The organism is Verminephrobacter eiseniae EF01-2 (assembly GCF_000015565.1).
In the GTDB taxonomy this organism is placed as follows: domain Bacteria; phylum Pseudomonadota; class Gammaproteobacteria; order Burkholderiales; family Burkholderiaceae_C; genus Acidovorax; species Acidovorax eiseniae.
Window position 1 is genome coordinate 4,480,470 of record NC_008786.1, and the last position, 15,496, is coordinate 4,495,965.

Here is a 15,496-nt window from a genome sequence, read left to right on the forward strand (position 1 = left end):
AGATGGTGCAGGTGACGCCGACGGGGCGCTCAGACCGTGGCGCCGGCATTCGGGTCGCTCGGGTCCGGCCCTTTTTTGATCGGCCGGACCAAGTCCTCGCGCTTGACCCCGAGCCACATTGCAATCGCTGCCGCGACGAATACCGACGAGTAGATGCCGAACAAAATGCCTATCGTCAGCGCCAGCGCAAAGTAATGCAGGCTCGGGCCGCCAAAGAAGAACATCGACAGCACCATGGCCTCGGTCGAGGCGTGGGTGATGATGGTGCGGCTCATCGTGCTGGTGATGGCGTGGTCGATCACCGCCGCAGTGTCCATCTTGCGGTACTTGCGGAAGGCTTCGCGGATCCGGTCGAAGATCACCACCGATTCGTTGACCGAGTAGCCCAGCACCGCCAGCACGGCGGCCAGCACCGACAGCGAGAACTCCCACTGGAAGAACGCAAAAAAGCCCAGGATGATCACCACGTCATGCAGGTTGGCGATGATGGCGGCGACACCGAACTTCCATTCGAAGCGCAGCGCCAAGTAGATCACGATGCCGATGACCACCATGGCCAGCGCCATCAGGCCGCCGTGCACCAGCTCCTCGCCCACCTGCGGGCCGACAAACTCGGTGCGGCGCAGTTTGACCTGCGGGTCCACGGCCTGGAGCGCAGCCAGCACCTGCTCGCTTTGCCGGGCCGAGGTCAGGCTCTTGTCCATGTCCTTGTTGAGGGTCGGCAGGCGGATCATCACGTCACGGGCGGTGCCGAAGTTCTGCACCTGCACCTCGGGGTAGCCCAGCGCGGAGACCGTCTGACGGATCTTGGCCAGATCGGCGCTCTGGCCGTAGGCCAGTTCCATCACCGTGCCGCCGGTGAACTCCACCGACAGGTGCAGACCCCGGGTCAGCAAGAAGACGACCGCCAGCGCAAAGGTGATGAAGGAGATCGCGTTGAAGACCAGCGCCTGCTTCATGAAGGGGATGTCTTTGCGGATGCGGAAAAATTCCATGGTCGCCGTTCCTTATGCGCTTTGATTGATGTTGACCACGGCGCTGTCGGCCTCGGGCTTCCAGACCTGGCCTATGGCCAGGCTCTTGAGCTTTTTCTGGCGCCCGTACCACAGGTTCACCAAAGCGCGCGAGAACAGCACGGCCGAGAGCATGCTGGTCAAGATGCCGATGCAGTGCACCACGGCAAAGCCGCGCACCGGGCCGGAGCCAAAGGTCAGCAGGGCCAGGCCGGCAATCAGGGTGGTGACGTTGGAATCGACGATGGTGGCCCAGGCGCGCTCGTAGCCGGTGTGGATGGCCGCCTGCGCGGAGATGCCCGAGCGCAATTCTTCGCGGATGCGCTCATTGATCAGCACGTTGGAGTCGATCGCCACGCCGATCGCCAAGGCCATGGCGGCGATGCCCGGCAAGGTCAGCGTGGCCTGCAGCATCGACAGCACGGCCACCAGCAGCAGCACGTTGACCGCCAGTGCGATGCTGGAGAACAGGCCAAACAACTGGTAGTAACAGCACATGAACAGCGCAATCGCCGCCAGACCCCAGACCACGCTGTGGATGCCGCGCTCGATGTTGTCCGCGCCCAAGGTCGGGCCGATGGTGAACTCTTCGATGATTTCCATCGGCGCTGCCAGCGAACCGGCGCGCAGCAGCAACGCGGTGTCGTGGGCCTCGTCCGTGCTCATGCTGCCGGAGATCTGCACGCGACCGCCGCCGATCTCCGAGCGGATCACCGGGGCCGTGACCACTTCGCCCTGGCCCTTCTCGAACAGCACGATGGCCATGCGCTTGCCCACGTTCTCGCGCGTGACATCGCGAAAGATGCGCGCGCCCTTGGCGTCGAGCGTCAGGTTGACGGTAGGCTCCTGGGTCTGGCCATCGAAGCCGGGCTGCGCGTCGGTCAGGTTCTCGCCGGTCAGGACGACCTGCTTTTTGACGATCACCGGCTGGCCGTTGCGCTCCGGGTAGCGTTCCGACCCCAAGGGCAGCGGAACGCGCCCGCTGGCGGCGCTGCGCGCCTCGGTGCTTTCGTCGACCATGCGCACTTCCAGTGTCGCGGTGCGGCCCAGGATGTCCTTGGCCTTGGCCGTGTCCTGCACGCCGGGCAGTTGCACCACGATGCGATCCTGGCCCTGCTGCTGTATCACGGGCTCGGCCACGCCGAGTTCGTTGATCCGGTTGTGCAGCGTGACGATGTTCTGCTTGAGCGCCTGCTCCTGCACGAGGCGCGTGGCCTCGGGCTTGATGAAAGCGCGCAGCCTGAACCCGCCGCCGGCGCTGTCGGCGCCGTCTTCGGGCCGGCTGCTCAGTTGCAGGTCGGTGAGCGACCGGGCAATCGCGTTGCGCGCGGCCGTCAGCGTGGCCTCGTCGCGCACCCGGATGTCGATGTTCTGGCCTTCGCGGCTGACGCCGCCATGGCGTATGCCCTGGTCGCGCAGCAAACCACGGATGTCGCCGGCATAGGACTCGGCCTTTTTCGTCAGCGCGGCCTGCATGTCCACTTGCAGCATGAAGTGCACGCCGCCACGCAGGTCCAGGCCCAGGTACATCGGATTGGCGTGCAGCGCCTTGAGCCAGGTCGGCGAGCGCGAAACCAGGTTCAGCGCCACGATGTACGAGGCATTGCCGGCATCGGGCACCAGGGCTTTTTCGATCGCGTCCTTGGCCTGGAGCTGGGTGTCGGGCGTGTCGAAACGCGCGCGCACCGAATTGCCCTGCAACTCCACGAAGTCGGGCGTGATGCCTGCGGCCTGGAGCGCCTCTTGCACCCGCTGTTGCACGGCGGCGTCGACCGCGACGGCGGTCTTGGCCGACGAGACCTGCACCGCAGGCGCCTCGCCAAAGAAATTGGGCAGGGTGTACAAGACCCCCACCAGCAGCACGATCACCAGGATCGTGTACTTCCAGACCGGGTAACGGTTCATGATCGCGCTTTTGCCTCCAGGCCCGGCGGGTTACTTGACCGAGCCTTTGGGCAGCACCTGCACCACGGCGCTGCGCTGCATTTGCACTTCGACGCCCGGGGCGATCTCGACCTGCAAAAAGCCTTCGGACAGGCGCGTCACCCTGCCGACGATGCCGCCGGTGGTGGCCACTTCATCGCCCCGGGCCAGCGCCTCGATCATCGTGCGGTGCTCCTTTTGGCGCCGCATCTGGGGGCGGATCATCACCAGATAAAGCACCACCATCATCGCGGCCGGCAAAGCCAGGCTGCTGAGCATCGACATCATGTCGCCACCGCCTGCGGCAGGTGCAGGCGCGGTTTGGGCAAAAGCGGAAGATATGAACACAGACGGGACTCCACAACGGATGGTCGAAATACCCTGAGCCGCCAGGGGCCGGCGCCAGGGCAAAATGCCGGCCAGGGCACGGATGTCCCGGGCCAGGCGCCGGTCATGGCGCCCAGCCGGGCACAGCGCCTGTCAGGGCGCGCGGCCGGGTATTGTATGCGGCAGGGCGCAAGGCCCGTTCGGGGCAATAACCCAGCGTTCCGGTACGGCGCCAGCGGGCGCTGGCCATCGCCCCCCGGTGCGGGCGCGCCCGGCCCGTTCCGTGCCGCCACCGGCCGGGTCAGGCCCGGTGCCGGCTGGCCGCAGCGCAGCGGCGCCAGCGCTTCGGGCCAGGAGACATCCTGTGTCAACCCCCCGCCGTTTTGCCAAGCCACTGTGCGCCGCCTGGCCGCCCGCAGGCGCTCATTCCGCAGCCGAAGGTGAAGGTGAAGGTGAAGGTACCCCAGTGAACCCTTTGGCAGTGGACCAGCGCCGGCGTTTCAGGCGGCATGGCGTTCGGGCGGGGCGGTTTTCGCCCGGCGTCCTTCGCGCCCTTCGCGCCATTGCGCCATCAGGCGCTCCCAGCGGGGACGCACGGTGTCCAGATGCCGCTGTTTGATATGGCCATAGCCGCGAATTTCTTCCGGGATGCAGGCAATCTCCACGGCCAGCGGGAGCCGGTCTGCGCTCAGGTCGGCCAGCAGTTCTTCGATGCAGGCGCGGTATTGCACGATCAGCGCGCGCTCGGTGCGGCGCTCCGGGGTCCTGCCGAACGGGTCCAGCGCTGTGCCGCGCAAGCCCTTCATCCTGGCCAGCAGGCCCAGGGCGCTGCGCACCCAGGGGCCAAAGGTGCGCTTGATCGGCTCGCCCCGGTCGTTCTTCCTGGCGATCAGCGGCGGCGCCAGATGGTGCAGCAGCCGGTAGTCGCCCTCGAACATGCGCCCGATCTGGTCGGTGAACGCCCGGTCGGTATGCAGGCGGGCCACTTCGTACTCGTCTTTGTAGGCCATCAGCTTGAACAGGTAGCGCGCCACGGCCTCGGACAATGGGGTGCTGGCGCTGCCCAGCCGGGCTTCGGCCGCGCTGACCCGGGCGACGAAGGCTTGGTAGTCGGCGGCGTAGGCGGCGTTCTGGTAGCCGGTCAGGAAGGCCGCACGCTGGGCCAACAGTTCGCCCAGCGTGGGGCGCTTGACGAATTGCACGATCTGCGCGCTCTGGAACAGGGCCTGCACCGAGGCCAGGTCATGCGCGCAGCGGCGGCCCCAGTCGAACGCAGCCTGGTTGTCCTGCACCTGCACGCCGTTGAGCTCGATGGCGCGCATCAGCGCGGCCAGGGTCAGCGGCACATGGCCTTTTTGCCAGGCGTAGCCCAGCAGCAGCGGGTTGGCGTAGATGCTGTCGCCCAGCAGCGCGGTGGCCAGTTGCCCGGCGTCGAGCCGGCCCACCTGGTCGGCGCCCACGGCTGCGGCGATGGCGCTGTCGCAGTGCGCGCCGGGAAATTGCCAGTCGGGGTTGCCGACGAACGCCGCCGTGGGCGTGCCATGGGTGTTGAGCACGACGAAAGTGCGGCCCGGCTGCATCACGGCCAGCGTGTATTTGTGCGCGGCGACGATGGCGTCGCAGCCGAGCACCAGGTCGGCCTTGGCGGTGTCCACCTTGGTGGTGTGGATGGCCTCGGGGCGGTTGGCGATCTGGATGTGGCTCCAGGTGGCGCCGCCCTTTTGCGCCAGGCCGCCGGCGTCCTGCGTGATCACGCCCTTGCCGTCGAGGTGCGCCGCCATGCCCAGCAGCGAGCCGATGGTGATCACGCCGGTGCCGCCCACGCCGCCGACCACGATGCCCCAGGCGCTTTCGGCCGCCGGCAGCACGGGCTCGGGCAGCGCAGGGAGTGCCGACCGGTCGCCCTGGCCGCCCTGGCTGGTCTGCTTTTTCTGCTCCGGCTTCCTGGGCTTGCCGCCTTGCACCGTGACGAAGCTCGGGCAAAAACCGTTGATGCAGCTGTAGTCTTTGTTGCAACTGCTCTGGTTGATGCGGCGCTTGCGGCCGAAGGCCGTCTGCACCGGCTCGACCGACAGGCAGTTCGATTGCTCCGAGCAGTCGCCGCAGCCCTCGCAGACCAATTCGTTGATCAGCACCGTCCGGTCGGGCGTGGCCAGCAGGCCGCGTTTGCGGCGGCGGCGCTTTTCGGTGGCGCAGGTCTGGTCGTAGATGATCACGGTGCAGCCGGCGACCGTGCGCAAGCGCCGCTGCACGCTGTCGAGCGCGTCGCGGTGGTGCACGCTCACGCCTTCGGCCAGCGCCACGCTGCGGTACTTGCGCGGCTCGTCGGTGACGATGACCAGCTCGGCCACGCCCTCGGACTTCAAGGTGTTCATGATTTGCAGCACCGAATGGCCTTCGGGGCGCTCGCCCAGCGGCTGGCCGCCGGTCATCGCCACGGCGTCGTTGTAGAGCAGTTTGTAGGTGATGTCGACGCCTGCGGCGATGCTCTGGCGGATGGCCAGCAGGCCGCTGTGAAAGTAGGTGCCGTCGCCCAGGTTGGCAAAGATATGCCGCTCGGTGCTGAAGGGCTGCTGGCCCACCCAGGTCACGCCCTCGCCGCCCATCTGCGTGAAGGTGGCGGTGTTGCGCCCGGGCATCCAGTTGGCCATGTAGTGGCAGCCGATGCCGGCCACCGCGCGCGAGCCTTCGGGCACGCGGGTGCTGGTGTTGTGCGGGCAGCCGCTGCAAAACCAGGGGGTGCGCTCGCCGGTGTCCACCGTCAGGGCGGCCAGCGCGCGTTCTCTGGCATCGATGGTGGCGATGCGCTCTGCGATGCGCGCCATGATGTCGCCGGGCAGGCCGAGCTTGCCCAGGCGCCGGGCCAGTGCCTGGGCGATGATGGCCGGCGTCAGGTCGGCCTTGGCGCGCAGCAGCCAGTTGCGGCTGGGGTTGGGCATGCTCCATTCGCCGCCGCTGGCGTCGCCCTCGGGCTCGTCGAACTTGCCCAGCACGTTCGGGCGCACGTCGGCGCGCCAGTTGTACAGCTCTTCCTTGAGTTGGTATTCGATCACCTGGCGCTTTTCTTCCACCACCAGAATCTCCTGCAGGCCCTGGGCAAAGCTGCGCGTGATGGATGCCTCCAGCGGCCACACCACATTCACCTTGTGCACGCGGATGCCGAGCCGGCGGCAGGTGGCCTCGTCCAGGCCCAGGTCCGCCAGGGCCTGGCGCATGTCGTTGTAGGCTTTGCCGCTGGCGATGATGCCAAAGCGGTCGTTCGGGCCTTCGATCACGTTGTGGTTGAGCCGGTTGGCACGCACATAGGCCAGGGCTGCGTACCACTTGTAGTCCATCAGGCGCGCCTCTTGCTCCAGCGGCGCATCGGGCCAGCGGATATGCAGGCCGCCCGGAGGCATCACGAAGTCCTCGGGCAGCCGGGTCTGCACCCGGTCCGGGTCCAGCGCGATGCTGGCCGAGGACTCCACCACTTCCTGAATCGTCTTCAGGCCCGACCACAGGCCGGCAAAGCGGCTCAGCGCAAAGGCATGCAGGCCCATGTCCAGAATGTCCTGCACGCTGCTCGGAAAAAACAGCGGCGTGCCGCAGGCCTTGAAGATATGGTCGCTCTGGTGCGCGGCCGTGCTGCTTTTGCTCAGATGGTCGTCGCCCGCCACCGCGATCACGCCGCCATACCGGGCCGTGCCGGCCATGTTGGCGTGCTTGAACACATCGGCGCAGCGGTCCACGCCGGGGCCTTTGCCGTACCAGATGCCGAACACGCCATCGTATTTCCTGGCCTGCGGGTACAGATCGAGCTGCTGCGTGCCCCAGACGGCCGTGGCGCCCAGTTCTTCGTTGACACCGGGCTGAAACACGATATGGCTGGCCGCCAGGTGTTTTTTCGCCGCCCACAGCGCCTGGTCGTAAGCGCCCAGCGGCGAGCCGCGGTAGCCGCTGATGAAGCCGGCGGTGTTCAGCCCCGCCAGCGCGTCGCGCTGGCGCTGCAGCAGCGGCAGACGCACCAGCGCCTGCACCCCGCTCATGAACGCCCGGCCTGCGCCCAGCGTGTATTTGTCGTCCAGGCTCACCGTGGCCATGGCCTGGCGTATGGATTCGGGCAGGGGCGCGTTCATGGCGGTCTCCAATGGCTTTGCCACCCGGCCACGCCTGGTGTCGCGTCACCGATCATCTGTCGGTCTGCGCTGGCCATCGAAGCGCATCGCGGCGTTGCATCGCTTGCCAATACGCTCGGTATGGGCTGCGCGATGCGCCTTGCGCTGCGCTCCGATGGCTGCGCGCAGCCTACGACATCTGATCGGTGACGCGACACTGGTGGGCGTGCCCGGTGTGTGCAGGCCCAGTGTATGACGATGCGCGGCAAGCCGTTGCACAATACACGGACAGGTTTTCCTTCCTTTCACCCCCAGCACGCGCAGCGCTGCGCCCCCGAAGCACACCCGCGCAGCGCTGCGCCCGTCAAAGAAGATATGCGTAGCGCTGCGTCCCCCCCCGAATCGACTGCCGAACCCCCCGGGCCTGCGCCCTCGTCCGATGCCGCAGCCGCAGCCGCAGCCGAGTGCGCCGCCCGGGCCCGGGGCACGGAAGAATCCGTGGCCGCGCGGCTGGCGCAGGACGCGGCGCCGCTGGGCCAGAGCGCGTCGATGACTGCGCTGGCGCCGCTGACGATTCCGGTGTTCCGCATGTTGTGGCTGACCTGGGTGACGGCCAATACCTGCATGTGGATGAACGATGTGGCGGCGGCCTGGCTGATGACCACGCTGACCAGTTCGCCGATCCTGGTCGCGCTGGTGCAGTCGGCGTCCACGCTGCCGGTGTTTTTGCTCGGTCTGCCCAGCGGCGCGCTGGCCGACATTCTGGACCGGCGGCGCTATTTCATCGTCACCCAGTTCTGGGTTGCGGCCGTGGCGCTGGTGCTGTGCCTGGCCATCCTGGCCGGCGGCATGACGGCGCCACTGCTGCTGGCGCTGACTTTTGCCAACGGCATCGGTCTGGCGATGCGCTGGCCGGTGTTCGCGGCCATCGTGCCCGAATTGGTCGCGCGCGCGCAGTTGCCTGCGGCGCTGGCGCTCAACGGCGTGGCCATGAATGCCTCGCGCATCATGGGCCCGCTGCTGGCCGGGGCCATCATTGCCAGCGCGGGCAGCGCCTGGGTGTTCGTGCTCAATGCCGTGCTGTCGGTGCTGTCCGGCCTGGTCATCATGCGCTGGAAGCGCGTCCATGTGCCCAACCCGCTGGGGCGCGAGCGCCTGCCCAGCGCGATGCGCGTGGGCCTGCAATTCGTGGGCCAGTCGCCGCGCATGAGGGCGGTGATGTGGCGCATCTCGATCTTCTTTTTGCACGCCACCGCGCTGCTGGCGCTGTTGCCGCTGCTGGCCCGGGGGCTGGAGGGCGGCGGCGCCGGCACCTTTACGCTGCTGCTGGCGTCAATGGGCGCGGGGGCGATCTCGGCGGCGCTGTTTTTGCCGCGCCTGCGCCAGGCCATGGCGGGCGACACGCTGGTGATCCGCGGCACCCTGCTGCAGGCGGCGGCCACCGGGGTGATGGCCATCGCGCCGAATGTCCAGGTGGCCGTGCCGGCGATGTTCATCGGCGGCATGGCCTGGATCACCACGGCCAACTCGCTGAGCGTGTCGGCCCAACTGGCGCTGCCCAACTGGGTGCGCGCCCGGGGCATGTCGATCTACCAGATGGCCATCATGGGCTCGACCGCGCTGGGCGCCGCGCTGTGGGGCCAGGTGGCCACGCTCGGCAATGTGCACCTGAGCCTGGGGCTGTCGGCGCTCTCCGGGGTGTTGGCGATGCTGCTGGTGCAGCGCCTGGTGGCCGACCGCAGCATCGAAGAAGACCTGAGCCCCTCGCGCGCCTTCAAGGCGCCGGTGCTCGACATCCCGCCGGAATCGGGCCATGTGGTGGTGACCATCGAATACTTCATCGACCCGGCGCGCGCGGCGGAATTTCGCGCGCTGATGCAAGACAGCCGGCGCAGCCGCCTGCGCCAGGGCGCATTGGCCTGGCAGCTACAGCACGATATCACCGACCCCGCGCGCTATGTCGAGCAGATCGAGGATGAATCCTGGACCGAGCACCTGCGCCGCTTCGACCGCGTCACCGCCCACGACGTGGCGCTGCGCGAGCGCAAACTGGCGTTCCACACCCGGGACACACCGCCCGTGGTCTCGCGCCTGCTGGTGCAGCGCTGAGTCCGGCCTGCTCCCCCGGAACGCCAGCGGCCTGGCCCCGGGCCCGTTGGCGTAGCCCGCCGGCAGGCGACGCGCTCGTTGCCTGCGCTGGCGCGGTGGTGTGTCATGCCGCCATCGGCGACGAGATCGGGCGCTGCTCAGGAGAATTCCTCATGACACGATCGTGCACAAAACCATCGCCTTGACAGGCTAGCAGGACGGTTGGATCAAGGCACAGACTGATGCGGGTCATTGCCTCGACGACAGCGCATATCCGTGATCTGATAACCATTATCCGGCCACCGTAGCGCATTAAACTCAGCTCTTTGTTGGCTGAAATCGGCCGCGAAGTCGGGCTGACCGGTGAGGATTGCGCCGTCTTTGACCATGTGCGCGACAACGCTTGGAGCGAGCCGACGCGCTTGATATGTCGGCGACTTCACCGATGATAAGTTTTTTCGAGTTTTCCGAGCGCTAAGTCAAACACCCACACGCGTCGAAACCGGGAATCTGCCAGATGTTCGTTTACGCACGCATCAATCTCGACCAGCCTGTCTACATAGATATTAATTCCATCAAATATAGAATACGCAAACAGATCCAATGGATTCGACGTTTCATAGGTCTTTTTGGTTAATTTTTCTTTGATCTTTTCGATTTGCAGCGGATGCAGATTTTCGAAATCTGATGGTGCAGATATTTGCGGCCCATCCGTGATATCATCATAACGAATCACAGTTACACCTTGACAATTATCCGGGAATTCCTCTGAATCATACAATTCACCAACGAAATCATCTGGTCTTTTGAGCAACTCCTCTTGGATCGATCTCATCAATTCCCTCCGGTTCCGATTTCCAGCTTCGTTGCTGATCTCAAGTCTCAAGAAAACATTTTTGCACGATACACGAAGCCGTTCCTGTTCCATGAGTGGCCTCATCTTGAGCGCCTCCTCCCAACAATCGGATGTCCTAAACATATTATTCAACCGTGTCTGTGTATTTTTAGAATCAAGTGCAACCAGTTCAATGGCGAGGGGGCCAACATCTTGAATCGAACACTCAATGTCGGGCGCAGGCGGTTTCTTTTGTTTGATTGTGTTCGGCATCAGTGGCATTTTTGCCAATGATGCCATACGTTCGAAATATTTCAATTCCATCTCCACCTTTGTCATGTCGTTCTCCGAGCCGTGAGAAATTTGATGCGCCATCATATCACCGACATGAATCGGCAATACCGTCCAGAAGCGCGTTGCCATGGATATTTGACAGCAACAACAGGGGGCGGCCAGTGCCAAACCGCACCGCAGAACTTTGCTCTGACACGATCGGGCGCGGAAAGGGCCGACGCTCAAAACTGGCCATGGCGCCCCTGCCCGCTGCTGAAACGGCTGGCGCCGTGCAGCGCCTGGGCCAGACAGTGGCGGCCGGTGGCCCATTCCTGCAGCAGGGCCTGCGGCACAGGCAGGCCCTGCGCTGCCAGCGCGCTGGCGCGGTCGGCGCGCAAGGTGGCTTGCGGGAAGGCGGCCAGTTCCTGCGCCAGCGCCAGCGCCGCCTCCAGCGCCTGCCCCGAAGGCACCACGCGGTTGCACAGGCCGATGCGCAGGGCCTCGGCCGATTCGACCTTGCGGCCCGTCAGGATCAGGTCCAGCGCCTGCGACAAACCGATCAGGCGCGGCAGGCGCACGGTGCCGCCATCGATCAGCGGCACCCCGAAGCGGCGGCAGAAGATGCCGAAGTAGGCGTCTTCTTCCATCACCCGCAGGTCGCACCACAGCGCCAGTTCCATGCCGCCGGCCACCGCCGCGCCGCTGATGGCCGCGATCACGGGCTTGCTCAGTTGCAGCCGGCTCGGCCCCATCGGGCCTGGCGGGTTGGCGCTGTCGGCCTCGAAGTCCAGCGTGTCGGCCAGCGCCTCGGGCGTGACGCCCTGCGCCTGCAGGCGCGCGCCGGATTGCAGATCCCAGCCGGCGCAAAAATGCCCGCCCGCGCCATGCAAGACGGCCACATCGGCCGCGTCGTCCTGCTCGAACGCCAGGAATGCGGCGTGCAGCGCCTGTGCGGTGGCGGCGTCGACGGCGTTGCGCCGATCGGGGCGGTGCAATGTCACCAAAGTGACACGATGGCGGGTTTGTACCAGTACTGTCATGAGAGGCTCCTGCGTTCTTCGGGGGGCGCTGAGGTGGCGCGCAAGCCTTGCTGCGCGCAGCAAGCGCCATGCGCAGGGTCACTCAGGGTTAGCCCCGAGTGCGGTACGGGGCCGGCACGGGCACCATTATTTATGCAAAGCAACCGCTTCGTAAAAACATCCTGGAGGGCCCGGGAGTAGCCCGTGCAGTTCGTGCAATTCGTGCAATTGTTGATCAGCGGTATCTCCCAAGGCTGCATCTACGGCCTGATGGCGCTCGGCTTCGTGCTGATCTACAAGGCCACGGAAACCGTCAGTTTTGCGCAGGGCGAGCTGATGATGCTCGGCGCGTTCTGCGCGCTGGCGCTGATGACGGTGGCGGGCTTTCCGTTCTGGCTGGCCGTGCCTGCCAGCATTGCGGCCATGGGGCTGTTCGGCATGGGGCTCGAGCGCGCCGTGATCCGCCCCATCCTGGGCCAGCCGGCCTTTTCCATCGTCATGCTGACCATAGGCATAGGCTACGTGCTGCGTGGCTTGGTGACCATGATCCCGGTCATCGGCACCGAGACGCACCAACTGCCCGTGCCATACCAGGACCTGTCCTTTCGCCTCGGCGCGCTGGTGCTCAGCGCCGGGCAACTGGTGGTGATGCTTGCCACGGGCCTGCTGTGCGCGGCGCTGTTTGCGCTGTTTCGCTACAGCAAGCTGGGCGTTGCGATGCAGGCCGCCGCGCAGAACCAACTGGCGGCGTACTACATGGGCATTCCGGTGCAGCGCCTCGATGGCCTGGTCTGGGCGCTGGCGGCGGCGGTGGCGGCGGTGGCCGGGCTGCTGCTGGCGCCGGTCACCTTCGTGCACGCCAATATGGGGCTGATCGGGCTCAAGGCCTTTCCGGCCGCCGTGGTCGGCGGTTTCAGCAGCCTGCCCGGGGCCATCGTCGGCGGCCTGCTGATCGGCATCGTCGAATCGCTGTCGGGCTTTTACCTGCCCGAGGGCTTCAAGGACATTGCCGCTTTCATCGTGGTGCTCGTCATGCTGATGCTGCGCCCCAATGGTTTGTTTGGCGAGCCGTTGCGCAAGAAAGTCTGACGATGCGCTTTCTGTTCAAGACCTCCTACGCGCAGGATCTGCGGCTGGCCCGGCATGGCGGGCATGTCTTTTGGTACGGGCTGCTGTGCCTGGCGCTGGTGCTGGCGCCCTGGGTGGTGCAGGAATACTGGCTGGCGCAGCTCAGCTTCGTGCTGATCTATGCGATCGTGGGCCTGGGGCTGATGCTGCTGGCCGGCTTTACCGGCCTGTTTTCGCTCGGTCATGCGGCCTTTCTGGGCGTGGGGGCGTACACGCAGGCCGGGCTGACCGGCATCGGCTGGCCGTTTGCGCTGGCGCTGGTCTGCGCCGCCGCGCTGTCCGCTGCGGCGGGCTGGGTGGTGGGCTTGCCCGCGCTGCGCGTCAAGGGCATCTACCTGGGCATGGCCACGCTGTCGTTCGGGTTCATCGTCGAAGAGCTGTTTGCCCGCTGGGAGTCGGTCACCGGCGGCAATGCCGGCAAGCACCTGGCGCCGCCGCAGGTCTGGGGCCTGAGCCTGGAGTCCGGCACCGCTTTCCATTTTCTGTGCCTGGGTCTGACCGTGGTCTGTACGCTGGCCGTCCTGAACCTGCTGCGCTCGCCCACGGGCCGGGCCTTCGTCGCGATCCGCGATTCGGAGATCTCGGCGCAGAGCATGGGCATTCACCTGGCGCGCTACAAGACGCTGTCGTTTTCGCTGTCGGCGGCGCTGGCGGGCATCGGCGGCGCGCTGTATGCGCACAAGCTGCAATTCATCTCGCCGGACCAATTCGGCATCATGCAGTCGATCGACCTGCTGCTGATGGTCGTGGTCGGCGGGCTGGGCTCGGTGCACGGCGCTTTTCTGGGGGCCCTGTTCCTGATTGCGATGCCGCAACTGATCGCGCTGGGCAAGGACTGGCTGCCCGCCACCATCGGCCAGGCGCCCGGGTTGCAGGCCGTGGTCTATGGCGCGGTGCTGATCGCTTTCGTGCTGTTCGAGCCTATGGGTCTGTATGGCCGCTGGCTCAAGCTGCGTACCTGGCTGCAGATGTTTCCGTTCTACCGCCGGGGCATGTTCAAGCGGCAGCGGTCGTTCCAGAAATCCGAGCGTTTGCGATGACCACGCCGGCAGCCCCCCAGGACGACAGCGGCGTGCTGCTCAGCGTGCGCAACCTCAGCCTGCGCTTTGGCGGTGTGCTGGCGGTCAACGACGTGAGCTTCGATGTGCGCAGCGGCGAGGTGTTCACGCTCATCGGCCCCAACGGCGCGGGCAAGACCACGCTGTTCAACCTCATCAGCCGCATCTACCGGCCGAGCACCGGCAGCATCGCCTATGCGGGGCCGGACGGCGCAATGCTGCAACTGACGCGCCAGCAGCCGCACATGGTGGCCGGCCTGGGCATTGCGCGCACCTTCCAGAACATCGAACTGTTCGAGCATGCCAGCGTGCTGCACAACCTGCTGATCGGCCGCCACCGGTGCCGCGAGACCGGGCTGTGGGCCGATTTGCTGTTCACGCGCCGCGTGCGCGCGGCCGAGATGCGCGCGCGCGAGAAGGTCGAGCAGGTCATCGACTTCCTCGATCTGCAGCATTGCCGCGACCAACTGGTGGCCGGCCTGCCCTATGGCGTGCGCAAGGTGGTGGAACTGGCGCGCGCGCTGTGCACCGAGCCGCGCCTGCTGCTGCTCGACGAGCCTTCGTCGGGCCTGAATGTGGAGGAGACCGACGACATGGCCTTCTGGATCCAGGACATACAGCAGGCGCTGGGCATCACCGTGCTGATGGTCGAGCATGACATGGCGCTGGTCTCCAGGGTGTCCGACCGGGTGCTGGCGATGAACCATGGCCAGGTGCTGGCCATGGGCAGCCCACGCGAAGTGCAGTCGCACCCCGGCGTCATCGAGGCCTACCTGGGCCGCGCCGACACGGCCAGCGACACTTCAGGCCCGCTGCGCCGCCCGCCGGCCAGCCCCGGCGCAAGGACGAGCGCATGAGCGCCGCCCGGCCGCCCGAAGGCCCGCATTCCGCAGCCGAAGGCGCAGGTACTCCCGTGCGCCCGGATGCCCGCACCGCCGACGACCAGGCCCCGATGCTGAGCCTGCAGAACGTGGAGAGCGCCTACGGCCCGATCAAGGCCATTCGCGGGATCAGCCTGCAGGTGCGGCGCGGCCAGATCGCAACAGTGCTGGGCAGCAACGGCGCGGGCAAGACGAGCATCCTGAAGACCATCTCGGGCATCATGGCCCCGTTGCGGGGCAGCATCGGGTTTCAGGGCAGCGACATCACCGCCCGCGACCCGGCGGCCATCGTGCGCCGGGGCCTGGTGCATGTGCCCGAAGGGCGCGAGGTGTTCGCCCTGCTGTCGGTGCGCGACAACCTGATGATGGGCGCCTACACCCGCAGCGACCGCGACGCGGTGGCGCGCGACCTGGAGCGGGTGTATGGCTACTGGCCCGTCCTCAGGGAGCGCGCCGCGCAGCACGCGGGCCTGCTCTCGGGCGGGCAGCAGCAGATGCTGGCGCTGGCGCGCGCGCTGATGGCCAACCCGGCGCTGATCCTGCTCGACGAGCCCAGCCTGGGCCTGTCGCCCAAGCTCACCCGGGAGATCTTCGAGATCGTCGTGCGCATCAACCGCGAGCGCGGCACTACCGTCTTGCTGGTGGAGCAAAACGCCGGCATGGCGCTCGATGCGTCCGACTACGGCTATGTGCTGGAAAACGGCCGCATCGTCACCGAAGACCGCTGCGAGCGCCTGCGCGAGAAGGACGACATCAAGGAGTTCTACCTGGGCATGAAAGACACCGGCGTGCGCGGCGAACGGCGCTGGAAAAAGAAAAAGACCTGGAGATAGCCCGCACCATGGCGCCAAGCAAAT

The 15,496-nt window shown here is 66.3% G+C and carries 12 protein-coding genes; 6 read left to right on the top strand and 6 right to left on the bottom strand.

The window, feature by feature from the left end; all coding sequences use genetic code 11:
• Positions 1-29: 29 nt before the first annotated feature.
• The 4 genes from secF to VEIS_RS19805 form a co-directional block, all read right to left on the bottom strand.
• Positions 30-995: a protein translocase subunit SecF gene (gene secF, locus VEIS_RS19790; protein ID WP_011811778.1), complete on the bottom strand. Its 966-nt coding sequence runs from the start codon at positions 993-995 to the stop codon at positions 30-32.
• A gap of 12 nt (positions 996-1,007) precedes the next feature.
• Positions 1,008-2,918, bottom strand: a complete 1,911-nt coding sequence (gene secD, locus VEIS_RS19795; protein WP_011811779.1) for a protein translocase subunit SecD — start codon at positions 2,916-2,918, stop codon at positions 1,008-1,010.
• Between the two features lie 30 nt (positions 2,919-2,948).
• On the bottom strand, positions 2,949-3,284 hold the full coding sequence (gene yajC / locus VEIS_RS19800; RefSeq protein WP_041950215.1) for a preprotein translocase subunit YajC: 336 nt from the start codon (positions 3,282-3,284) through the stop codon (positions 2,949-2,951).
• Positions 3,285-3,763: 479 nt separating this feature from the next.
• On the bottom strand, positions 3,764-7,378 hold the full coding sequence (locus VEIS_RS19805; RefSeq protein WP_011811782.1) for an indolepyruvate ferredoxin oxidoreductase family protein: 3,615 nt from the start codon (positions 7,376-7,378) through the stop codon (positions 3,764-3,766).
• Between VEIS_RS19805 and VEIS_RS29140 the strand changes: the two genes are divergently transcribed.
• Together VEIS_RS29140 and VEIS_RS19810 are read left to right on the top strand one after the other, a co-directional pair.
• Positions 7,377-7,613 carry a hypothetical protein gene (locus VEIS_RS29140; protein WP_232287759.1) on the top strand — a complete coding sequence of 79 codons (237 nt, stop codon included), beginning with the start codon at positions 7,377-7,379 and terminating at the stop codon, positions 7,611-7,613. The genes VEIS_RS19805 and VEIS_RS29140 overlap by 2 nt on opposite strands.
• Before the next feature lie 119 nt (positions 7,614-7,732).
• Positions 7,733-9,466, top strand: coding sequence for an MFS transporter (locus VEIS_RS19810; protein WP_041950216.1), 1,734 nt, complete (start codon positions 7,733-7,735; stop codon positions 9,464-9,466).
• A 418-nt stretch (positions 9,467-9,884) separates the two neighbouring features.
• On the opposite strand, the gene VEIS_RS29145 is transcribed toward VEIS_RS19810, so the two are convergent.
• Entirely contained in the window at positions 9,885-10,703 is an 819-nt protein-coding gene (locus VEIS_RS29145; RefSeq protein ID WP_157048604.1) for a hypothetical protein, read from the bottom strand.
• 92 nt (positions 10,704-10,795) lie between these two features.
• Complete coding sequence (locus tag VEIS_RS19815; RefSeq protein ID WP_011811786.1) at positions 10,796-11,593, bottom strand: crotonase/enoyl-CoA hydratase family protein; 798 nt, start codon at positions 11,591-11,593, stop codon at positions 10,796-10,798.
• A 192-nt stretch (positions 11,594-11,785) separates the two neighbouring features.
• Between VEIS_RS19815 and VEIS_RS19820 the strand changes: the two genes are divergently transcribed.
• The 4 genes from VEIS_RS19820 to VEIS_RS19835 are packed head-to-tail and all read left to right on the top strand — an operon-like array spanning position 11,786 to position 15,472.
• Positions 11,786-12,661: a branched-chain amino acid ABC transporter permease gene (locus VEIS_RS19820; protein ID WP_041951085.1), complete on the top strand. Its 876-nt coding sequence runs from the start codon at positions 11,786-11,788 to the stop codon at positions 12,659-12,661.
• A 2-nt stretch (positions 12,662-12,663) separates the two neighbouring features.
• Positions 12,664-13,740 (top strand): branched-chain amino acid ABC transporter permease, encoded by a 1,077-nt coding sequence (locus tag VEIS_RS19825; protein ID WP_011811788.1) that lies wholly within the window; start codon positions 12,664-12,666, stop codon positions 13,738-13,740.
• Entirely contained in the window at positions 13,737-14,615 is an 879-nt protein-coding gene (locus tag VEIS_RS19830; RefSeq protein ID WP_011811789.1) for an ABC transporter ATP-binding protein, read from the top strand. Before VEIS_RS19825 ends, VEIS_RS19830 begins: the two co-directional genes overlap by 4 nt.
• The gene (locus tag VEIS_RS19835; RefSeq protein ID WP_011811790.1) at positions 14,612-15,472 is read left to right on the top strand and encodes an ABC transporter ATP-binding protein; all 861 of its coding nucleotides are present in this window, start codon (positions 14,612-14,614) and stop codon (positions 15,470-15,472) included. The genes VEIS_RS19830 and VEIS_RS19835 overlap by 4 nt, the downstream gene beginning before the upstream one ends.
• The last annotated feature ends 24 nt before the right edge of the window (positions 15,473-15,496 follow it).